The organism is Litorivivens sp., from assembly GCF_057445395.1.
In genome coordinates this window covers 1-20,965 of record NZ_JBVBUV010000064.1, presented here as the reverse complement: position 1 = coordinate 20,965, position 20,965 = coordinate 1, and the positions used below count along the sequence as shown (strand labels likewise).

At 55.6% G+C, this 20,965-nt stretch carries 18 protein-coding genes, 1 tRNA gene and 1 pseudogene; 9 read left to right on the top strand and 11 right to left on the bottom strand.

The window, feature by feature from the left end; genetic code table 11:
- The 5 genes from AC222A_RS15185 to AC222A_RS15165 all read right to left on the bottom strand — a co-directional run.
- On the bottom strand, positions 1 to 181 hold a 181-nt coding region (locus AC222A_RS15185; protein ID WP_486775192.1), incomplete at its 3' end, for a GtrA family protein.
- 231 nt (positions 182 to 412) lie between these two features.
- Positions 413 to 488: transfer RNA gene (locus AC222A_RS15180), tRNA-Phe, on the bottom strand.
- A gap of 83 nt (positions 489 to 571) precedes the next feature.
- Complete coding sequence (locus AC222A_RS15175) at positions 572 to 844, bottom strand: oxidative damage protection protein (RefSeq protein ID WP_372748806.1); 273 nt, start codon at positions 842 to 844, stop codon at positions 572 to 574.
- Between the two features lie 18 nt (positions 845 to 862).
- Positions 863 to 1,918 carry an A/G-specific adenine glycosylase gene (gene mutY / locus AC222A_RS15170; protein ID WP_372748805.1) on the bottom strand — a complete coding sequence of 352 codons (1,056 nt, stop codon included), beginning with the start codon at positions 1,916 to 1,918 and terminating at the stop codon, positions 863 to 865.
- A complete protein-coding gene (locus AC222A_RS15165) occupies positions 1,906 to 2,301 on the bottom strand; it encodes an acetyl-CoA sensor PanZ family protein (RefSeq protein WP_372748804.1) in 396 nt (131 codons plus the stop codon). The genes mutY and AC222A_RS15165 overlap by 13 nt, the downstream gene beginning before the upstream one ends.
- Before the next feature lie 88 nt (positions 2,302 to 2,389).
- Between AC222A_RS15165 and hisB the strand changes: the two genes are divergently transcribed.
- From hisB to AC222A_RS15135, 6 genes are all read left to right on the top strand, one after another.
- Positions 2,390 to 2,983, top strand: a complete 594-nt coding sequence (gene hisB, locus AC222A_RS15160) for an imidazoleglycerol-phosphate dehydratase HisB (RefSeq protein ID WP_372748803.1) — start codon at positions 2,390 to 2,392, stop codon at positions 2,981 to 2,983.
- Positions 2,984 to 3,036: 53 nt separating this feature from the next.
- A complete protein-coding gene (gene hisH / locus AC222A_RS15155) occupies positions 3,037 to 3,690 on the top strand; it encodes an imidazole glycerol phosphate synthase subunit HisH (RefSeq protein WP_372748802.1) in 654 nt (217 codons plus the stop codon).
- Positions 3,691 to 3,772: 82 nt separating this feature from the next.
- On the top strand, positions 3,773 to 4,501 hold the full coding sequence (hisA, locus tag AC222A_RS15150) for a 1-(5-phosphoribosyl)-5-[(5-phosphoribosylamino)methylideneamino]imidazole-4-carboxamide isomerase (protein WP_372748801.1): 729 nt from the start codon (positions 3,773 to 3,775) through the stop codon (positions 4,499 to 4,501).
- A 38-nt stretch (positions 4,502 to 4,539) separates the two neighbouring features.
- Complete coding sequence (gene hisF / locus AC222A_RS15145) at positions 4,540 to 5,316, top strand: imidazole glycerol phosphate synthase subunit HisF (RefSeq protein WP_372748800.1); 777 nt, start codon at positions 4,540 to 4,542, stop codon at positions 5,314 to 5,316.
- Between the two features lie 160 nt (positions 5,317 to 5,476).
- Positions 5,477 to 7,042 (top strand): LVIVD repeat-containing protein, encoded by a 1,566-nt coding sequence (locus AC222A_RS15140; protein WP_372748799.1) that lies wholly within the window; start codon positions 5,477 to 5,479, stop codon positions 7,040 to 7,042.
- A 50-nt stretch (positions 7,043 to 7,092) separates the two neighbouring features.
- On the top strand, positions 7,093 to 8,508 hold the full coding sequence (locus AC222A_RS15135) for a hypothetical protein (protein ID WP_486775191.1): 1,416 nt from the start codon (positions 7,093 to 7,095) through the stop codon (positions 8,506 to 8,508).
- Between the two features lie 2 nt (positions 8,509 to 8,510).
- On the opposite strand, the gene AC222A_RS15130 is transcribed toward AC222A_RS15135, so the two are convergent.
- From AC222A_RS15130 to AC222A_RS15110, 5 genes are all read right to left on the bottom strand, one after another.
- Entirely contained in the window at positions 8,511 to 9,236 is a 726-nt protein-coding gene (locus AC222A_RS15130; protein WP_372759236.1) for an MBL fold metallo-hydrolase, read from the bottom strand.
- Complete coding sequence (locus AC222A_RS15125; protein WP_372763986.1) at positions 9,236 to 12,379, bottom strand: efflux RND transporter permease subunit; 3,144 nt, start codon at positions 12,377 to 12,379, stop codon at positions 9,236 to 9,238. Before AC222A_RS15125 ends, AC222A_RS15130 begins: the two co-directional genes overlap by 1 nt.
- Positions 12,376 to 13,449 (bottom strand): efflux RND transporter periplasmic adaptor subunit, encoded by a 1,074-nt coding sequence (locus AC222A_RS15120; protein WP_372748490.1) that lies wholly within the window; start codon positions 13,447 to 13,449, stop codon positions 12,376 to 12,378. Before AC222A_RS15120 ends, AC222A_RS15125 begins: the two co-directional genes overlap by 4 nt.
- A gap of 187 nt (positions 13,450 to 13,636) precedes the next feature.
- Positions 13,637 to 15,991, bottom strand: a complete 2,355-nt coding sequence (locus AC222A_RS15115; protein ID WP_486775190.1) for an FAD-binding protein — start codon at positions 15,989 to 15,991, stop codon at positions 13,637 to 13,639.
- A gap of 246 nt (positions 15,992 to 16,237) precedes the next feature.
- Positions 16,238 to 17,287, bottom strand: coding sequence for an AraC family transcriptional regulator (locus AC222A_RS15110; RefSeq protein ID WP_372763984.1), 1,050 nt, complete (start codon positions 17,285 to 17,287; stop codon positions 16,238 to 16,240).
- 114 nt (positions 17,288 to 17,401) lie between these two features.
- Here AC222A_RS15110 and AC222A_RS15105 point away from each other — a divergent pair, with 114 nt between their 5' ends.
- The 3 genes from AC222A_RS15105 (at position 17,402) to AC222A_RS15095 (ending at position 20,778) form a co-directional block, all read left to right on the top strand.
- Positions 17,402 to 18,427 carry a M14 family zinc carboxypeptidase gene (locus tag AC222A_RS15105; RefSeq protein ID WP_486775189.1) on the top strand — a complete coding sequence of 342 codons (1,026 nt, stop codon included), beginning with the start codon at positions 17,402 to 17,404 and terminating at the stop codon, positions 18,425 to 18,427.
- On the top strand, positions 18,420 to 19,154 hold the full coding sequence (locus AC222A_RS15100) for an alpha/beta fold hydrolase (protein ID WP_486775188.1): 735 nt from the start codon (positions 18,420 to 18,422) through the stop codon (positions 19,152 to 19,154). The genes AC222A_RS15105 and AC222A_RS15100 overlap by 8 nt, the downstream gene beginning before the upstream one ends.
- 154 nt (positions 19,155 to 19,308) lie before the next feature.
- A complete protein-coding gene (locus tag AC222A_RS15095) occupies positions 19,309 to 20,778 on the top strand; it encodes a class I adenylate-forming enzyme family protein (protein WP_486775187.1) in 1,470 nt (489 codons plus the stop codon).
- A gap of 43 nt (positions 20,779 to 20,821) precedes the next feature.
- On the opposite strand, the pseudogene AC222A_RS15090 reads toward AC222A_RS15095, so the two are convergent.
- Positions 20,822 to 20,965, bottom strand: a pseudogene (locus tag AC222A_RS15090) (Rieske 2Fe-2S domain-containing protein); the annotation flags it as partial.

Here is a 20,965-nt window from a genome sequence, read left to right as displayed (position 1 = left end):
ATATGTTTGACTGAAAAGTGAATTTTGCATTAATGACAAAAGACGTGGATGCAGCCACAAGAAATCCGAAGAGATTACTTAAGGCTTGGGAGTTGGTTAGTTGCAGGGCGCCAAAAAATATGAGCCAGTGAATTAAGGTGTTACCGCATCCTACTAAGGTGTATCGAAAAAATCTTTTCATGAAGAATCAGGCTGTTACGGTGTCGGCTGGGTGGACATGATAGGGCGGCTCCTATCGCGGCTGCAAGAATTCCAAGGTTAGCCTATTGGCCTACAGTGGATATGGTGCTCCGATGCCCGCATTTGGCGGCAGATCGTGTGCAGTCAGCGGCGCGGCGGGTTTAGGTTAATAATTTGGGGGCGCCCCTAAAATCAGGGTCTTTGCGTTTGGTCGTAAGTCATTGATTTGAAGTGGTGCCCAGAGGCGGAATCGAACCACCGACACGGGGATTTTCAATCCCCTGCTCTACCGACTGAGCTATCTGGGCATATCGCTGAGAAGTTCTTATGGGCTTGCTGAACTTGCGAAGGCGCGTATTAAACCTGTTCAGGTTTGCCGAGTCAAGGGGCCTTACTCACTTGGTGGTACATAACCTTCGGCTTTGTCGAAATCTTCGCCAGACAGAAACTTTTCCATCTCCGACTGCAGGTATTTGCGCGATTCCGGGTCCATCATCGACAGCTGTTTCTCATTGATCAGCATGGTTTGATGGGCCTGCCATTCGTCCCAAGCTTTTTTAGAGACATTGTCGAAGATGTCCTGTCCGCGTGCGCCAGGGAAGGGTGGGTTGGAAAGGCCATCGAGTTCTTGCTGGTATTTACGGCAGAATACTTTGCGTGTCATAGGGTCACTGTGTTGGGGTTATTTTTTGATCAGCTGCTTTAGCAACTTTTGCACTGGGGCGGCGAGGCCGACTTCCGGTGTCGAGGGGCCGTTATACCAGAGCAGCCGGTTGTCTTCCATTATCTGGGTGGGAGTCGCCTTGAGCTTGATGTGGATAGGGTGAATATCCAGATGGTAGTGGCTGAACGTATGGCGAACCACGGCTTTGGCGGTGGTTTTCCCGCTAACGCCAAAGCGTTGCAGGGCGACATCTTCCGCCGGATCTTCAACGGGAACCTCCGGAAAGCTCCACAGGCCGCCCCATATCCCACGATTGGGGCGCAGCTCTAATAGAATCTGCTGCTTGGGTGCTTCTATCATCAGCATCTGCACCGCTTTCACCGGTATCGCCTTTTTCGGCTTTTTGCCGGGGTATTCACTCTGGGTGCCGGTTTTAAAGGCCGTGCAGTCTTTGTTGACCGGGCACTCCCCGCAGCGGGGTTTGCTGCGCGTACACACCGTGGCGCCCAAATCCATGATGGCTTGGGTGTAAGCGGCGGGCCGTTTGTTCGGGGTTGTGTCCTCGCTGGCCTGCCACAGGGCATTGAGGGTGGCGGCTTCGCCGGCCCAGCCGGCAATGGCCTGGTGGCGGGCAAGTACCCGTTTTACGTTGCCGTCGAGTATTGGCGCGCGCTTGCGGTAGGCGATGGATATGATGGCGCCTGCAGTGGAGCGACCTACGCCGGGCAGTTTTTCCATGTCTTCGACGGTTTTCGGGAACTCGCCGCCTAGTTCGTCCACCACGTAGTTGGCGGCCTTGTGCAGGTTGCGGGCGCGAGCGTAGTAGCCCAACCCGGCCCAGTGGTGCAACACCTGATCTATGGGGGCTCTGGCCAGGCGCTGCACTGTGGGGAAACTTTTCATAAAAGCCAGGTAGTACGGTATCACCGTGTTGACCTGGGTTTGCTGCAGCATGATTTCAGACACCCACACCCGGTAGGCAGAAATATCCTGCTGCCACGGAAGGTCCTTGCGACCATGCTTGTCGAACCAGAGTAGCAGGCGGTCTGCAAAAGAGGGCGTTACGGCTGCCATTGATAGATTGTCTTGTCCTGATGGGCGGTGTTCCGTGAAAAACCAAGCTCAGTAAACAGCGCCGTCAACTCGCTATTGTCGGTCAGATCCACTTGCACGGGGCGAGTGATGGCGAGCTTTTTCAGCATACTGTTGAGCGTTTGGCGGGCGACGCCCCGGCGACGGGTAATGGCGCGCACCTGAAGTTTTTCCAGCTGCCAGTGGTCGCCTTCGTCTGTAAGTACGCAGGCGGCGACCAGCCGGTCGTTGAAGCGTCCGCCGATGACCAGATCGCTGCCAGCGATGGCGTTTTGTAGCCATTGGGTCTGGCCTTCATAGGTTTTTTCCAGGTCTATCAGATCCTGATCGGAGGGTTTTGACACAATTTCGGCGATTACGGGCATAGTGAGTGTTTACTGATCCAGTATTTAATGGCTGTAATGGCGGCGGGGATTTTCTATAATACCGCGTTTTCACACAAGAGCAGGATAAATGGCGGAGCGTAAGGCCACAATCACCCGCAATACACTGGAAACCCAGATCACCGTCAGTGTGAATCTGGACGGTACCGGTGCAGCCAATTTTGAGACGGGGGTGCCCTTTCTCGATCACATGATGGATCAGATTGCCCGTCACGGCCTGATTGATCTGGATATCAAGGCGGTGGGTGACCTGCACATCGACGCGCACCACACTGTAGAGGATATCGGTATTACCCTCGGCCAGGCATTCACGCAGGCGGTGGGCGACAAGAAAGGTATCGTACGCTATGGCCACTCCTATGTGCCGCTCGACGAGGCTCTGTCGCGCGTAGTGATCGACTTTTCCGGTCGACCGGGGCTTGAGTTTCACGTGCCTTTTACCCGTGCTTCGGTGGGTGGTTTTGATGTGGATCTGTTTATCGAGTTCTTTCAGGGCTTTGTGAATCACGCCAAGGTAACGTTGCACGTGGATAATCTGCGTGGCCACAATACCCATCATCAGGCGGAAACAGTATTCAAGGCCTTTGGCCGCGCTTTGCGCATGGCGTTGTCTCACGATGAGCGCATGGCAGGTATCATGCCGTCTACCAAGGGCAGTCTGTAATTTCTGCAGGCTGCGTTTACTTCTTCAGGTTTTAACAACACCAGGATAATGCGATGAGTACGCCTTCTGTTGCCGTGATCGACTATGGCATGGGCAACCTCCATTCTGTTGCGAGCGCGCTTGCAAAAGTGGGTGGCGATGTCGAGGTTCGTGTCACCAACGAACGCTCGCAGATCATCAGCGCCGATCGGGTGATTTTCCCCGGTGTCGGCGCTATTCGTGATTGCATGGGTGAGATACGGCGCCTCAAGCTGGACGATGTGGTTAATCACTGTATAGACGCGGGCAAGCCTGTGCTGGCAGTTTGTGTGGGCATGCAGGCGCTGATGACTCGCAGTGAGGAAAACGGTGGTGTGGACTGCTTTGATACCATTGCCGGGCAAGTGCGCTATTTTGGTAAAAATCATGTCGATGCCGACGGCAACAAACTGAAAGTGCCGCATATGGGCTGGAACAATGTATTCCAGAAAAAGGCCCACCCGCTGTGGCAGGGTATTGCCGATGGTAGCCGTTTCTACTTTGTGCACAGTTATTTTGTGCAGGTGGAAGATGAAAGTCTGGTTGCCGGTGTCAGTGAATACGGCCGGCAGTTTCACTCGGTGCTGGCGCGAGACAATGTGTTTGCTGCCCAGTTTCACCCGGAAAAAAGTGGTGAGGCGGGCTTGCAGCTATTGAAAAACTTTCTGGCTTGGGACGGAAAACCCTGAGTTATTCACCTGTAAGGCAGGCTCCTGCTGGAGTGTGCCTGCAGGAGCTTGCCTTCCAGGCAAACAGTCAAAGGTTGTGATTATGCTGATTATCCCCGCTATAGATTTAAAAGACGGTCAATGTGTGCGCCTGAAGCAGGGCGTTATGGATGACTCCACGGTATACGGCAACGATCCGGTTGATATGGCCGCGCGCTGGGTGGAGGCTGGCTGTCGCCGGCTGCATCTGGTGGACCTCAATGGCGCCTTTGAAGGTGAGCCGGTCAACGGCGAGGCGGTAACCAGTATCGCTAAAGCCTATCCTAATCTGCCGATTCAGATCGGTGGCGGCATCCGTTCGTTGCAGACCATCGAAAAGTATCTTGAGGCTGGCGTGAGCTACGTCATCATCGGCACTAAAGCGGTCAAAGAACCAGACTTTGTAACCGAAGCCTGTCGTGAGTTTGAGGGCCATGTGATTGTCGGTCTGGACGCCAAGGACGGTCGCGTAGCCACCGATGGCTGGGCTGAAGTTTCTGACGTGTTGGCCACAGAGTTGGCCAAGCGTTTTGAGCAGGACGGTGTTTCCTCTATTGTTTATACCGACATCGCTCGCGACGGCATGATGCAGGGCGTTAACGTTGATCAGACAGTGACCATGGCGCAAGCTTCATCGATTCCGGTCATCGCCTCCGGCGGCATTACCAATATGGACGACATTCGCGCCCTTAAGGCGGTGGCGGGGCAAGGTATTCTTGGCGCCATTACCGGCCGCGCGATCTATGAGGGTACGCTGGACGTGGCCGAAGCTCAGAGCTTCTGCGATCAGTAACACACAAACGCTACATTTAACCTGCGAACGGAAAGTTTATGGCACTGGCAAAACGCATAATTCCCTGCCTCGACGTGGACAATGGTCGCGTTGTCAAAGGTGTGAACTTTGTCGATATCCGTGATGCCGGCGACCCGGTAGAAATAGCGCGCCGTTACAATGATCAGGGCGCGGATGAAATCACGTTTCTCGATATCACCGCGACCCATGAAGGTCGCGACACCACAGTTCACACGGTAGAGCAGATCGCGACTGAGGTCTTTATTCCCTTGACGGTAGGGGGCGGTATTCGCGAACTTGCCGATATCCGCAACATGCTCAATGCCGGTGCTGACAAGGTGGGGATTAACTCCGCAGCGATCAAGAACCCCGAGTTTGTTAAAGCGGCGGCCGACAAGTTTGGGTCCCAGTGCATAGTCATCGCCATCGACGCCAAGCAAGTGGAGCCTAACGCCGATGGGTCACCGCGTTGGGAAATCTTTACTCACGGTGGGCGCCGCGCTACCGGCATTGATGCCGTTGAGTGGGCAATTCGCATGGTAAATTATGGTGCCGGCGAAATCCTGCTCACAAGTATGGATCGCGACGGAACCAAAAACGGTTTTGACAATGACCTGACTTCGCGAATTTCCAAGGCGGTGCCGGTGCCGGTGATCGCCTCAGGTGGCGTGGGCAATCTCGATCATCTGGTAGAGGGTGTGACCAAGGGTTTGGCCGATGCGGTGCTGGCAGCGAGTATTTTTCATTTTGGCGAATACACAGTGCCAGAGGCCAAGCAATATATGGCCGATCGCGGCATTGAAATGCGCCTGTAGCCCAGGCGCGCTGCGACACTCCCTCTACTGCACGTCTTGCCACCTAGCGGTTTTTTCACAGTCAAATTGCCACTCCGGTCAAGTCAGCGCATTGACGGGCTTGGGTGAGAAGCGTATTAGTTGAAAGCAATAATTAAAATACTCACGCTGAGGTTTTCCTGTGTCCATCCGCCGCCCCTCCCTGTTTGCATTTTCCGTATTGTCGCTGGTTGTAGCCCTGCAAGGCTGCAACGACAGCAGTAGCAGTCGCTCGTCAACGGCCGCCACGCCGCCCAATACGACGCTGCCGACGACGCTGGGTTGCGGCACGCTCGATACCCCGGAAACCGGCATTCAAGGCGATATTCCGCGGGCGGACAAAGACTCCGGACGTGCGGCCCTGGGCTACAACTGTGGCCTGTCGCCTGTGCATCAGCTGGATCTGACCGGGGCGGTGCAGGGTTACGATCACTGTGCATATGTGCGCACCGCCAGCGATGTCATTCAGGTGCTGGATATGACCGACCCCACCAAACCGCGCGAAGTCACTACCCTGTCGCCCGGCGCGGCAAGTGGAATAAACGGCACTTCGGAAACGCTTCGGGTGGTCACTACCGAAGAGAATCCAGACGTGCCGCCCCTGCTGGCGTCCGGCAGCAGCATTTACGATATCAGCGATTGCGATCAGCCGATTGAGAAGGGGCAGGTTGCCTGGCCGGGGTTTGTGCCTTGGCCGGCGGGCATGTCGCACGATATCCGTGTGGGGCATGCCGGTGACAAAGTCTATTCCTCGGTTGGGGTAGTGGTTGCCGATATCAGTGATCTGGATAACGCCGATAACTGGGCGGTGGTCAATCACACCTGCGATCTGGCGGCGCAATTTCTCTCGGTGCATATGATCCAGCAGGCCGGGGTAAACCTGTGCGACGTTATGGATGATACCGCGCCGCAAATGTCGCACGGTCCGGACGACAATGCCGACGGCACCCGGCTGTATGTGGGCAATCAGGGCATACCGGCGACTGTGGGCGATGCGAGTGGTTTACTGGATGCGGGCGGCAGCGCCGAGGATGTGGGTGACACCACCCTGCGGATTATCGATTTGACCACCACGCCGCCCACGGTGGTGGCCCAGGGCGACGGCCCCGGGCACAGTATTGACTGGTTTCGCACCGCCGATGGTCGTGAATATATTCTTCACGCCAATGAGTTTGTGTTTGTGCAGCAGGCCAGTTGCGCACCGCATCCACGACCCAATTCACTGGGCTGGGCCTTTGAGGCGTTTATTACCGAAGTTACTGGCGACACGCTGGTGCGCCGCTCCATGCTGGAGCTGGATATCAACAAATCGGAAAACTGTTCTGCCAAGATGGAGTCGGGGCAGGGCACCTCCATTGCCTATCACAGTGTCGACAACCCCTATAACGCCAGCTTTGCGATGGTTTCCTTTGGCGATGGCGTGATACCGGCATTCGATGGCGGCCCCAGTGGTGCGGGGCTGCGGTTGTTCGACATTCGCAACCCGTCAGAGCCGTTGGAAGTTGCCTACTTTAACGCCGGCCCGCTGGAACATGCCGGCGCTTCACACTACGATCACAAGCGCGGTTTGCTCTACATGCCTGATGCGGGCGGGGTGCGCGTGCTGGAATTGCAGCCGCAGATTGTGGGGTATCTGGGTTTGCCCCGACCGAGTGATCCGGCCTATCCTCGCTACCCCGACGGTCACCCGGCAACGCCTGCGCCTTGAATTGCCAAGGTAAGGGAGGACGAGCGCAAGTCCTCGCGGTTGTTGGGCTGATGGCGTCCGCGCCTGTCGAGGCCCATTCTTTCGGTCAAACCTATACGCTGCCAGTGCCGGTTTGGCTCTACCTCTACGGCGCCGCCGCCGCGCTGATCGTGTCCTTTCTGCTGGTTGGATACTTTGTGACGGCGCCACAAACGCAGCCGTTGATCTCGCAGAAAAATCGGCGCTGGAAAGTACCGCCGGGGGTGCTGGCGGCGCTGCGCATGTTGAGCGTGGCAATTTTTCTGTTTACGATTGTGGCGGGTTTTGTCGGCAGCAATCACCCCTACCGCAATATCAATATGACCTTGTTCTGGGTGATTTTTTGCCTGGGCTTTACCTGGTTGACCGCGCTGGCGGGTAACTGGTTTGCGGTGTTGAATCCATGGCGTATTTTGGTGGATTGGCTTGAAGCATTATTGCCGGGGCGCTTTGCAGGGCAGTTAGTCTGGCCGGAAAAGCTGGCCTATTGGCCGGCGCTTGTTCTGTATGCGGGTTTTATCTGGCTGGAGTTGTTTGGTCGTTCTGCGCCGTTTTCCCTGTCCCTTACCCTGTGTATTTATGCGCTTTTTACGCTGGCTGCGTGTGTGGTCTTCGGCAAGACCTACTGGTTTGCATATGGTGAATTCTTTTCCGTTTTTCTGCGCGTGATCGCTAAGGTGGCGCCGCTGCAGGTGATCACCGATTCTGCTGATGGCGACGTATATCTGCAATGGCGACGACCTTTCAGTGACTTGATTCAGCAGCGTCCTGTGCCCTTCAGTTTGCTGGTGTTTATTCTGTTTGTGCTGGCATCTACCGCTTTTGATGGTCTTCACGAAACAGCGTTGTGGATTGGTGCGTTCTGGAAGCATCTCTATCTCTGGGTGCTGATTCCCCTCTACGGCAACGCGCCACCGGTTCCGTTTACGACCATTCAGAAACTGTATCTGCTCTATCAGACACTGGCCTTGCTGTTGATCCCTCTGTTTTGCCTGGTGGGCTATATCCTGTTTATTGCGCTGGCGAGAATAATCTCTCGGTCACAGCATTCGCTCGCTGAGTTCGGTTGCTGGTTTGCCTATAGCTTGTTGCCCATTGCATTGGCCTACCATGTAACCCATTACTTTACGCTGTTGCAGGTGCAGGGGGCCCAATTGATCCGCCTGGTGTCAGATCCCTTTGCGCTGGGCTGGAACCTGTTTGGTACCGCGCGCATGCCGGTGTCCAGCATCCCGGATATGAATGTGGTTTGGCATACTCAGGTCGCCCTGATTCTGATAGGGCATATCATCAGTGTATATCTGGCTCACCGGCAGGCGTTGCAGATTTTTGCGGATAGGCGTGCAGCGATCGTAAGCCAGTTGCCGATGTTGGTGATGATGGTGGGATTTACCACAGCGGGGTTGTGGATACTGTCGCTGCCCCACGGCGCGGGCGTCATGGACTGAGCTTATCTGGCGTTTTCTATCAGTTGCTCGCCAAACTGCGGGCTGCCATGGCCGGGGTATACGGCCTGTATCTGCAATTTCTGTAATTGCCGGAGTGTGGCCTTCATCTGCCGGGGATTGGAATAGATAGAGGGCACCACCAAGCGATCCAGTTTCTGGCTGCCCAGCAGGGTATCACCACTGAGCAGTATTCCTTGGCCGGGGTGGTAAAAGCAGCAACTGTCCCAAGTGTGTCCAGGGGTGTGAAGCAGTCGCCAGTCGCCAAACTCCGGCAATTTTTGCTGATGTCTGAGTCGATGTGTGCCGATCTCCTGGTCGACATAGTCGCCGCCGTAGCGGGCTTGTCGCAGCGCTGCGCGGTCGCGCTCAGAATTGGTGTACATCTGCCAGGATCTGGCGCGCATGGCTTCCCGAATTCCGGTGCCAAAACGTACCACCGGACCTGCCGGGTCATTTAGCCATTTCTTCCAGCGCACCTGTGCGGCGTGGGGAATCCCAACGTCGGCGCCGGTAAGCCGGGCCAGCTCGTTAACTCCGCCTATATGGTCCGGATCGTCGTGGGTGCAGCAAACCAGGTTTACATCGCTGACCGGACGCTTCAGTTCCTGCTCGATAAAACCCAATACCTGCCGTTCGCAATCAACGGCAACATCAACAACCAGCAGTTTGTCCGTATATTCCACAACGTAGCTATTAACCAGCCGCGTTTTTACCCGGTGTACCTGCATTATCCAATCTTCTCAGCTTCGGTTTGCGTGTTGGAAAGATTGCCGGTGAGAAGGCGTTTTAGGTCATTGGCGACATAAAACAGAATGGGTACAAGAAAGAGGGTAACACCCGTGGCAAAAAGGATGCCGAAGCCAACCGATACGGCCATAGGGATTATAAACTGCGCCTGTATGGACGTTTCCAGTTGAATGGGCAACAAGCCTAGGAATGTGGTCAGCGAGGTGAGAATAACAGCGCGGAAGCGAGCTTGCCCGGCCTCGACCACCGCTGATAGTTTTTCAGTGCCTTCTTCCACTTTCTGATTGATGTAGTCCACCAACACCAGGGAGTCGTTTACCACGACACCGGCTAATGCCAGCACGCCGACAATGGATAGAAAACTGAATGCATTGCCGGTGAGCCAATGGCCGATGATCGCGCCAACCACAGCAAAGGGGATGGCTGACATAATAAACAGCGGTTGCACGTAAGACTTAAGCGGTATGGCGAGTGCAGCAAAAATCATCAGCAACACCAGGCCGCCCTGGATTTTCAGTTCGCGCGTATCCTGCTGCTGCTCTTCCACCTGGCCGGCGAAGCGGTAGTTGATGGATGGATGCTTTTCTTTAAGGCGTGGCAAGATCTCGCTGCTTAAGATGCGAACCACGTCGTCGGGTTCAATCGTGGCTTTGTCGATGCCAGTCTGGATATTGACCACTCGCTGCCGGTCGACGCGTTTAATACTGGATATACCTGAAGAATATTTTGCTTCAGCCACTTCGCTAAAGGGCACCCGTTCGCCATTGGGCAGATTGATCCACAGCTGTTCCAGGGTCTGAAGGGTGTCGCGCTCTGCTATGGGCAGACGGGCATACACGCGAACCTCGTGACGGCCACGCTGAAAACGCTGTATTTCCGCACCAAAGAACGCCTGTCGTACCTGACGCGCAATTTCGGCCTGTCCGAGCCCCAGTAACTCACCGGCAGGTTTGATGCGAATGTCCACCTCGGGCGCCCCGGCACCGAAGGTGTCGCGTATGTCGAATACCCCCTCGATTTCCTGCAGGGCCTGTTTCAGGTCTGTGGCGGCCCATTGCAGCTCGGTGAGATCGTCAGACTCCAATGCGACATCAAGATCAATGCCGCCGCCAGGGCCGGCTTTGGCATCAAAACTCAGCTCCTTGATGCCGGGTAGTGGGCCAATCGATTCGCGCCACCACTTGGCTAAGGTGACGGAATTGATATCGCGTTCCTCGGAGGGTATCAATGCGGCCCAGATTTCAGCGCGATCGTCGCTTTCGCTGAGGACTTCCAGATCAGCAATGACCGGCCGTGAGTCGCCAGTCTCTTGGCGGTAGCGTTCGTTTACTCTGACGGCGGCCTGTTCCACCTGAAGTGCGTAGCTGTGAGTGAGCTGATAGGGCGCGCTGGGGGGCAGTCGCAGCACAATGCGGATTTCGTCTGAGGGAATATCCGGAAAGAAGACAAAGCGCACCAGACCCGCCGGGATCATGCTCAGCACGATCATAAAGCTGGCGATAAACATCGCCAGCGCAATATAGCGGTAGGCGAGCAACCACTGCAGTACGGGCCGGTAAACGTGGTAGATAAAGCCTTTCAGCATGCGGTCAAAACCGTTTTGTATCGCCGCAATTGGGCCGCGCCGTTCCTTGTGTACGTCGATATGTCGCAAGTGCGTTGGCAGTATCAGTTTTGTTTCCACCAGCGAGAAAAACAGACAGGCAATCACCACGAAAGCAATATTGGAGCCGAAACGGCCCATATCGGAGGTCATTGTCAGCATGGGTGTGAAGGCAATCATGGTGGTGATTACCCCGAAGATTGTCGCCACGGATACCCGTTTAACCCCGTGCACGATACTGTCCAGCCCCTGCTTTTCACGCTCCAGGTAGGTATAGCCACTCTCGCCGGTGACAATGGCGTCGTCTACAACAATGCCGAGCACCAGCAAAAACCCAAACAGTGAAAGCACATTGATCGAATAATCGAACATGGGCAGGCCCATCATCCACATGGCGCCGAGAAAGCTGAACGGCACACCAATCAATACCCAGAATGCCATACTCAGTCGCAAAAACAGGCTCAGGGCGATCAGTACTAACAGGCCACCTTGAGCTGCGTTTTTCAGCAGCAGATCTATCCGCCCCTTGAGAATGTGGGAGTTGTCGAACCAGGCGTTGAGTGATACGCCGTCGGGCAGACTGGCCTGCTTTTCCGCCACATAACTTTTCACCACTTCGCTGATTTTGAGCGCGTTCTGGGAGCCCATGCTGTAAATCGTGAGACGGGCCCCACTTTCGCCGTTGAGGCGACTAAGGATGGGCTGCTCACTGAAACCATCGCGAACATTGGCGATATCGCCGAGTAACAGGCGTGTACCGTCTGGGCGAGTAATCAACGGAAGCTGGCGGTAGTCGTCGCCACCGTAGGCCTGACCCTGTGAGCGCAGGGTGATGGTGCCACTGTCGGTGCGCAAATTGCCGCCGGGTAGATTATTCGATTTGCTGCGTATCAGGCTCACGACCTGATCAAAGGTGAGGCCGTACTGGCGCAGGGTGGTATCAGAAAGCTCAATCGCTACTTCATAGTCACGCACGCCTACCAGATCAATCTGGGTAATGGCGCCGCTGGCCAGCAGATCTTCGCGAACCTGTTCTGCCAGGGCTTTGAGCTCGTGTTCACTCAGGTTTTTGCCTGCAACGCTCAGATTGATGGTTTGTACTTTCGCCAGAATTTCTTCGATTACCGGCTTTTCTGCCTCGGCGGGAAAGGAAGAAATGGCGTTTACGCGGGACGTGACGTCGTTCAAGGCGGGTGCCATATCGGTGTTCGGATACATCTGTACCAACACGGAGCCGACGTTTTCCCGTGCCTCGGAGGTCATCTCCTCGATGCCTTCCATGTCCTGCAGGGCTTCTTCAATTTTGATCAGAATACCCTCTTCCACTTCGCCGGGTGAACTGCCGGGGTAGGGCACGGTAATGCGGATCATTTCCGTGGGGAAGGTGGGAAATACTTCCTTGCGCAGTTCAAACAGGGAAATCAGACCGGCAATCATCACCACCGCCATCAACAGATTGGCGGCTACCGGATTGCGGGCCATCCAGCCGATGGCGCCGCTACGACGATCGTTATAGCTCATGGTGTGCGATCCACCCGCACCTGCATGCCGTCGGTCATGATGTCGAGACGGCTAAGCACAAGCTGATCGTTAACCGCGAGGTTGCCCTGGGCCACGACGCTGCGGGCATCCTGGCGAAGAATATTGACGTTGACCCGTTGCAGACGGTTGTCGTCTACCAAGCGGTACACAAAGCGGTTTTCAAAAATAGCGGTGGTAGGCAGGCGAAAAACGTCGTCGAGAGATATGCCCTGTATATGGGCTTCTACAAACTGACCAATGCGCAGCGGCGGCGTTTGTTCGTACGGTGAGGCAACCTCAGCTACCGCATAGGCTACGCGGGTTGCCTGATCCAGTTGCTGGTTCACCCGCGCAAGTTGCGCCTCCCATTGACTATCACCCTTTACGGAAGTTAGCCGAACGACAGGAGATGACGCGCTGCGTAACAGCTCAAGCTCCGCCTGTGAAATGGGCAGTGCAATTTCCACGCTGTCCACTGCCTGCAGGTTGGCAAGCACGCTGCCGGGGGCTACATATTGCCCCAGGGCGATCTGTTTGCTGGCGACCAGCGCTTTCACGGGTAAGGTAATGTCGGTGCGTTTGAGGTCTGTCTCAGCTTTCTTTATCTGGGCGTTGGCGGCGGTAACCTGCGCTTCGGCGCGGCGGATTTGCGGGTGCCGCGGGCTGTGGGTTTTAAATCGGGTGTGCGCATCTGCCAGTGACAATTCGGCTTCGCGCAGGGCCAGGTTGGCCTGTGCCAGGGCAACTTCGTATTGCGTTTTGTCAACGCGGGCAACCACGGTGTCCGCAGCGAGAATAACGCCCGTCATCAGCTCGGGGTTCACCCAGGTAACACGCCCGGCGACATCACTGGTGAGTTGTAGGGCTGTTTTCGTCTGTACCGTACCGTGGGAATTCAGCGTGATATCGGCGCCGTTCCGGTCGATGGTGTGTACCTGAACCAAGGGCCCTTCACTTGTGCGGGGTTTTGAATGCAGCGGTTCACGGCTGTCGATCAGTTGCTGGGCGACCAGGCCGGCGCCAGCGAGAATCAGCAGAGCAAAAACAAGATTGACCAGTTTTCGTAGCACGGGCGACCTTACTAGTGATGAAACGTGGTGAGTTGTCGGTGATTATTTGAGAGGGGGTATCTTACCGTAGCCCGGCGCAGAGAATAAGTGTCGGTTTGGTAAGGAGATTTGGCGGGTTCGTAAAGGAAAGACTGGAAGAAAAAGCGGCAGGTTGGCCCTGCCGCAAGAGGCTTTCTCTGTGGGGCAGCTACTGAGGCAGGTTCTCGTGAGAAATGGCCTTGAGCTGGTTCTGTTCGAATTTTCGATCGGGCGTGCAATCGCTCTGCCCACCGAAACACCAGCGCGGCCTGGAAATAAAGCTGCGCGACAGGTTGGCGTTGTGGTGGCGGTTGTAGAGGTCAAGCCGAATGGTCTGGTTGGTGGCCAAGTCTACGCAGCCCTGCCGCAGCAGGGCGCTGTCGTGCCCCACTTCAGAAACGATATTCTTGTTTACCCATACCTGTGCGCAGGCATTCCAGCCTTGAGCGATACCCGTGCCGGTGGAGCCATTGTCCTGACTGAAGCAGTAGCGGCCTGCCGCATCAGCGGTAAATTCGGCTGACATCATGACTTCCCAAGAGCGGCCGCCGCTATTGGGCCAGGCCGGATCCCAGTTGTAGGAGCTGGCGTGGTACGAGTGATTCTTGGTGTCGTAGTCCCATCCGGCGCGCATATTCTGCTGTTGATCCGCGCCGAAGTTACTGCGCATTTCGTTCCAGCTGTCGGCTACATTGCAGGTGCCGCTGCCCACACCATCATCGTCGATGCGCATATACATGCCTGAGAACTCGTTGGGTTTGCGGTCTGTGCAGTCGCTGATACCATCGCCGTCGCTATCCTGACTGGCGCAATTACCATAGTAGTGGGCGGCGAAATCCTGCCCTTCCTGAGGCGAGCTAAAACCGTTGCGGCGGGTGGCGGTGGTGGAAAATACCCCAAAGGGGTCAAGCTGTGCGATGGCCTGATTGAACTGGCTCCGCTCGCTGGCATTACGCGCCATCACTGACGGATGAGTGAAGACCCATTCGTCGTTTTTACCCCAGTGCGGCCAGTAGTTGTAGTTGTCTACCAGGTGCTTGATCACTTCCGTGTAGGGCGTACTTACCCAACGTTCCAAGCCGCCATCGTCTAGGCCGTATCCCCAGAATTCCACAAACTCCAGATGCACCATCTGCTCGCCAGCGGCGATGCCGGGGCGGGCGTGGTTGGCAGAAATCAGCAAGCCATCGTCGGCGCGATCAAAGCGCATAATAGTGCCAATCAAAGGCTGACAAACATCGTCGCGGTCGTAGACCGATTTCAGATATTGCACCGCCGCTTGAATTTGACTCATGGGCATGGCGCCTTCGTATTCCAATTGTGAGAACTCGGGGTTCTTGCGGTGGAACACCTGTGACTGCAGGGTGATCATGCGGTGAGAGTAACCGGTCAGGTCGGTGTGCCGGGACACGGCTTCGGCAGCGGGGGTGGCGTTCTGCGCTATGACCAAAGGTGGAGCGCTTTGATAATCATTAATACGACGCGCTTCGATATCGCATTTGAGGTTGTCGTCGCACATGGCCAGTTGCAGACCGTTGGCTGCAAAGTCGGATTCAGATTGGGATACGTCTGGAGTAAACAGACGGTTTTGGGCGTATGGGCTGTCGACCGGGTTCGCGGTGCGAGTGCCGCACAAATATTGCACCGTATCTTGGCCCGGAAACCAGTTAAGGAATACGTAGTCACAACCAGCGACGGTATCTGCTACGCCCGTGGGTGAATTTACAAAGGCGTTCTCGGTGGTGTATTTCACCTTCATGTTCATATTGAACTGGGGTTCCAGCTTGAGCCGGACTCGAGCGACGAACCCCAACAGGCCCAGATTGGTTTTCAAGGCCTTCCAAAGAGTTGGATTGCTCTGGCCAGTGGTTCCTTCACTGTAGCGGGTGATGTTGCCGTCCGGACCGACCACGTCCAGCGCCACCACGTAGGAGCTGATGGTGGATGAGCCGAGCAAGGATGAGCCGTGGGCGCCAGTGGCGACTGCGCCGCCGATGGAGATGCCGCCGTAGCCAGTACTTGCTAGGCCGTGGCTGTATCCCACGCTGTGCAAGTGTTCCTGAAGTTCTTCAAACTTAACACCGGATTCAACTTCCACCGTGTGGGTGTGATTCTCAAAGGCCTGCACCGGGCCAATGTTCTTCAGGTTTTTGGAGCGCACCACATCGCCATTGTTGTCGGCGCAGATAATGTCTGTGGCGGAGTGGCTGGTGCCTGCAGGTTTTACCTTGCGCCCATTACTGGCAATCGTGCGAATTGTGTCTTGCAGTTCGCTCACCGAGCCGGGTTCATAGATGTTGGTGGGCGGGCAGGTTGCGGCCTGAGTGTAGTAGGCCATTAACTGGGTGCCCTTGTCGGCGCAATCTTCCGGGCAGTTGGTCGGGTTTTCACCCGCGTCTGTGCGGCAGACGCCATCGCGACAACTGGTGGCAAGATAGGACGCTCCGGGGCAGTGGGATTGGGCTTGAGCAAGGCTGGCGGTGAGGATGATGCCGGCCGAGAGTGCGCGAACAATGCTTCGCATCGCTGTCTCCTTTTTCGGTTGTTATTGTTTGGACGGTGCAGCTCAATGGCTGAAAATAGGCTGGAAGAAAAGCGATGTCAAAGTTATTAACATGCTGTTTTATAACGATATATTGTTTATTTTTGACCGTTTTCGACGCGCTGATGACCCTTTCGGACGCGCGCTGAGTGATGGGTGACCGAAAAGGCTGAATAGCTTGCAAAAGCGGACAGCAGAAAATTTTTCTCGATGGCGCGAATTTGTGCGTCAGTTCCGGTAGTAACCCGGCTGATGGCCTGTCCATTTCTGAAATGCACGGCGAAAAGAGCTACTGTCGCTGAAGCCAAGCTCGTTGGCCAGATCGGCAATGGATACATCGGAGCGTCGCAAGCGCTCAATGGCCATTTCCTGTCGCAACATATCCCTGATTTCGCGAAAGCTGGTGTTCTCCCGATTCAGGCGTCGGCGTAGGGTGCGGGCATCGCAATCCAGGGCCTGTGCCAGGGTTTCCATGGAGGGTTGTTCCTGCCAGTGACTTTCCAACAACTGACGTACCTGGCTGCTGTATTTGCCGGCGCGATCAAACTGACGCATCAAATCTTCGCAGACCTGTTCACAAGCGCGTGCAGTGACCGGGTCGGCGTTGGGTAGATTGACGCCGAGAATATCGGTACGGAATACAATATCGGTATGCTGGCTGTCGAAGCGTACTGGGCAACCAAACGTTTCTTCATAGGCGCTGGCGTAGCCGGGGTTGGGGTAGTCCAGACGCAACTCGCAGATGCGGCTGGGGCGTTCTGCCAATACGTCGTTAAAGCGCAAAAAACCGGAGAGAAATTGCTCCATATAAAACACCTTCACGGCGCCGTGGGGCAGGGTGTCGGTGACCCGGATTATGCCGAGGTCGCCTTCTACTTGGAGGGAGATCTGTACATTGGTTCCCAGGATGGCTTTCTGGTATTTGATGGCCAGATTGACCGCGTCGATATCCGTGGAGCTACATAGCATGGCAAACCCGACTACGCCATAAACGCCTACCCCGGCGTCTTTGCCCACTTGCAGGCCAAGCCCAGGTTCTGGTCGCAGATTCACGGCGTTCTGGTATACCTGAACCAGATCGTCAAAGGGCACAATCTGCCGACAGCTGCGGTCTGTGCCGAGCTGGGCGGGTGAGATGCTGGAGCCGTGCAGCAGAGCATCGGGGTCAAACCCCTGACGTTGCAACTGATTGACGGCAGCGATAATACTGTAGAGCGGAATCAATCCCTGATCAGTCTGTTTCATGGTGTGCATGTTGTTATTGTTGTGTGTACCCATTCTGCCTCCGCCTATCCCAAAATACCCTCATCCATTCGGCATATTTGTGCACTGACATCAAGCAGTAACACAAGCGTGATTGACTGCGTGCTGATGGACGACACAGAGGCAAGAATGGGTGAGGAAGTTATGCTGACGCCTGAGCTGCGTCACCTGAACAATCTAATGATGTTTTCCTCCCCGATACTGCGCAGTCGCACCCTGGCATCGGTTTCGTTGACCCCGGAAGAGCAACTGCCCGTCCAGGCACTGGAGTTGGGAAGCGAGTCCGATGACGTGCCGGTACTGTTGTTTGTGGGTGGTGTGCACGGGGTGGAGCGTATTGGCTCGCAGGTGGTGCTCGCGTTTCTGGAGACGCTGATTCAGCGCCTGCAGTGGGATCACAGTTTGACCGGCGGGCTGAAGCACTTGCGTCTGGTATTCGTGCCTATACTCAATCCGGTTGGGTTGATCCGGCAAACGCGCGCCAATGGTGCGGGTATTGATCTCATGCGCAATGCGCCGGTCGATGCACCGGGCAAGGCGGCATTTCTCGCCGGCGGCCACCGGCTCGGGGGATGGCTGCCTTGGTACCGCGGCAAAAGCGGCGCAATAGAACCGGAGGCGAAAGCCTTGTTTGATCTGGTGATGGCTGAAACTGCGCGCTCACCTTGTGTGCTGGCGTTAGATGTTCATTCTGGTTTTGGCATGTACGACCGGCTCTGGTTTCCTTATGCGCGCTCACGTGAACCGGTACCAAGGCTGGCGGAGTTTTATGCTCTGTATCAACTGATGCAGCGCACCTATCCCCATCTCGATTATGTATTTGAGCCCCAATCACGCCACTACATAACCCACGGCGATTTGTGGGACTGGATGGCACTCGAGGCAGAAGCCAGTAACCGCCTGTTGTTACCGTTGACCCTTGAAATGGGGTCGTGGCGCTGGGTCAAGAAAAATCCGCTGCAATTGCGTTCATTGCAGGGCCTGTTTAACCCCGCCAAACCCCATCGCCTGCAGCGGGTGTTGCGCCGCCATGTGGTGTTGATGGAGTTTCTGATTCGCGCCGCCCGTGCCAGTGATGCCTGGTTGCCCTGCGAACACGAGCGGGTATTCAAACAGCGCGATGCGGTGCGGCGCTGGTACGAACAGTATGGCTGAGACCTATATTCTATTGCGTGGTCTTGGCCGCGAATCAGGGCATTGGCTGGAGTTTGCGGGCGCACTGGCCGATGCCGTTGCGCCGAGTGCAGTGCATTGTTTGGATTTGCCGGGCAACGGCTCTCGCTGTCGCGACAAGAGTCCCTGTTTGCTGGACAACTGTGTGGCGCCACTGCGACGTGAATGTCAGGAACGTGGGCTAGCGCCGCCCTATCGGATTATCGGTTTATCGATGGGTGGGATGGTGGGGCTGTGCTGGTTGCGATTATACCCTGATGAGATCTGCGATCTTGTCATGGTCAATAGTAGCCTTGCGAGCCTTAGCCCGTTCTATCATCGGATGAAGCCCGGTGCATTTTTTCGGTTGCTGGCAGGGCTTTTCAGTATCAGGCAGCGTGAACGCGCGGTGAAAAAACTGAGTTTTAACCTGCGTCGGCATGATTCCACGATATTGCCGGCGTTGCTGGATATCGCGCAGAGGCACCCCGTGAAAGCTGGCAATCTGCTGCGACAGCTCTACGCTGCGTCGCGATTTCGCTGCGACTTGCCCTTGCATAGTGAACGGATTTGCCTATTGGCTTCACGTCGGGATCGTTTGGTTGATGTGCGGTGCTCACAGGCGCTGGCTATGCACTGGCAGCTGCCGATATGCATCCATGACGCGGCTGGCCATGATTTGCCGGTAGATGATCCGGCGTGGACGGTAGCGCAGCTGTTGCTGAGATAGCGTCCGGGCCGTGTGCACTTTGGCACCCGCCCCTGTGCAGGCACAGTGACTTGATTGTAGGTGGCATAGCTTACAAAGAATATTGCTCACAGATGCGACTACTGCGATGCTAAGCGACATTACAATTTCGCTATTAGGTACTGCAGAAAAGCCTGTGACAAAGACCGGTAATCAAAGCCTGGCGGCACTAGCCCATAAAGCCATTGCCCGACGCGGGAGCGAGCCTGCCGTGCAATTTCAGGGAGATTGGATTCGGCGCAGCGAACTGAGTGATCTCGCTGGCAGCATCCTGGCGCACCTGCAAGCGCTGGCTTTGCCTGCCGGGAGCAAAATCGCTTTTGTGGCACGTAATCATCCCTCTGCGTTGGCTGCGTTTGTCGGCCTGCTTGCGGGTGGTTTCAGTGTTCGGATGATCTATCCGTTTCAGTCATCTGTGGGGATCGCCCGGGAGATTGACATATTGCGGCCGGCGGTCGTGGTGGCAGATCAATCGATTTTTTCCGACGAGCTTATGGCTGTGCTGAACAGCACGGGTATAGGTGGGCTTGCCTTGGCGGGAATGAAATTACAGCCGATTACCGCCGCTACCAACCGGCAGTTCGAGGCAATAAACCCACCCGTTGTGGAAATTCTCACCAGCGGTACTACGGGCAAGCCTAAACCTTTTACGTTGACTTACGACACTATTGCGATTCATTTTGTCGGTGCACCGGCGCCGGGTTTGAAAACTGGGAATATTCCGGTACTGCTGTATTTTCCGATAGGCAATATTTCGGGTTTGTATTCGACCTTGCCAGCCTTGTTGCTCGGCCAACAGATCATTCTGCTAGATCGATTTCGGGTGGAAGACTGGCACGCTTATATCGTGAAATATCGGCCGGTCGTTAGCGGCATGCCTCCGGCGGGGCTTCAGATGGTACTCGATGCCGACATTCCGCCAGAAGATTTATCCAGCTTGAAAATGCTTGGCGCCGGTGCCGCCCCGCTCGATCCCGATGTTCAGCGTCGTTTTGAACAGCGCTACGGGATTCCCATTCTGCTTTCATATGGCGCCACCGAGTTTGGCGGCCCGGTGACGAGGATGACGCCAGAGTTGTATGAAAATGGTGGTCGAGAAAAAATTGGTAGTGTCGGGAAAGCGATTCCGGGCTTTTGCCTTCGGGTGGTTCACCCGGAAACCTACGAGTCGCTCTCAGCGGGAGAGGAGGGGATTCTCGAAGTGGTCTCGCCACGTATTGGCCCGGATTGGATTCGCACTTCCGACCTTGCTGTGATTGATGATGAAGGCTACCTTTTCCATCGCGGCCGAGCCGACGGCGCTATTGTACGCGGCGGTTTTAAAATACTGCCCGAAACTATTGAAAAAGCGCTGTTGAAACATGCGCAGGTCTCTGCGGTATCGGTGGTGGGGTTGAAAGACGCGCGTCTGGGACAGGTGCCGGTGGCGGCGGTGGTATTGAAGCCCGGCGCCGAAAATGTGCCCGTCGAGGCACTGGAGCGCCATCTACGTGAGCACGTACTGGCAACCCATATTCCTGTGCAGTGGAAAATTGTGGAGGAATTGCCGCGCACAGCGCTGTCCTTCAAGGTTGATCAGGCGGCGGTGCGGGCAATGTTTGGCTGAGTTTCACTGTATTGAGGCATCACATTTTCCTTGCACGCAACTGCTATTCGCGCACACTGCTGATCACCCGCTCGGGCTCATCCCACGCTTCTTCTGCACGCGGACGATAAAACCGATCGTACCATTTGCGCAGTTTATTAATGGGTCCGTCGCCGTCACACAAAATCGGATCACTGCGATATTTTTT

Coding starts and splice junctions, on each gene's coding strand:
- AC222A_RS15175 (WP_372748806.1), bottom strand. CDS start 844: ATGACACGCAAAGTATTCTGCCGTAAATACCAGCAAGAACTCGATGGC.
- mutY (WP_372748805.1), bottom strand. CDS start 1,918: ATGGCAGCCGTAACGCCCTCTTTTGCAGACCGCCTGCTACTCTGGTTC.
- AC222A_RS15165 (WP_372748804.1), bottom strand. CDS start 2,301: ATGCCCGTAATCGCCGAAATTGTGTCAAAACCCTCCGATCAGGATCTG.
- hisB (WP_372748803.1), top strand. CDS start 2,390: ATGGCGGAGCGTAAGGCCACAATCACCCGCAATACACTGGAAACCCAG.
- hisH (WP_372748802.1), top strand. CDS start 3,037: ATGAGTACGCCTTCTGTTGCCGTGATCGACTATGGCATGGGCAACCTC.
- hisA (WP_372748801.1), top strand. CDS start 3,773: ATGCTGATTATCCCCGCTATAGATTTAAAAGACGGTCAATGTGTGCGC.
- hisF (WP_372748800.1), top strand. CDS start 4,540: ATGGCACTGGCAAAACGCATAATTCCCTGCCTCGACGTGGACAATGGT.
- AC222A_RS15135 (WP_486775191.1), top strand. CDS start 7,093: ATGGCGTCCGCGCCTGTCGAGGCCCATTCTTTCGGTCAAACCTATACG.
- AC222A_RS15130 (WP_372759236.1), bottom strand. CDS start 9,236: ATGCAGGTACACCGGGTAAAAACGCGGCTGGTTAATAGCTACGTTGTG.
- AC222A_RS15125 (WP_372763986.1), bottom strand. CDS start 12,379: ATGAGCTATAACGATCGTCGTAGCGGCGCCATCGGCTGGATGGCCCGC.
- AC222A_RS15115 (WP_486775190.1), bottom strand. CDS start 15,991: ATGCGAAGCATTGTTCGCGCACTCTCGGCCGGCATCATCCTCACCGCC.
- AC222A_RS15110 (WP_372763984.1), bottom strand. CDS start 17,287: ATGGGTACACACAACAATAACAACATGCACACCATGAAACAGACTGAT.
- AC222A_RS15105 (WP_486775189.1), top strand. CDS start 17,402: ATGGGTGAGGAAGTTATGCTGACGCCTGAGCTGCGTCACCTGAACAAT.
- AC222A_RS15100 (WP_486775188.1), top strand. CDS start 18,420: ATGGCTGAGACCTATATTCTATTGCGTGGTCTTGGCCGCGAATCAGGG.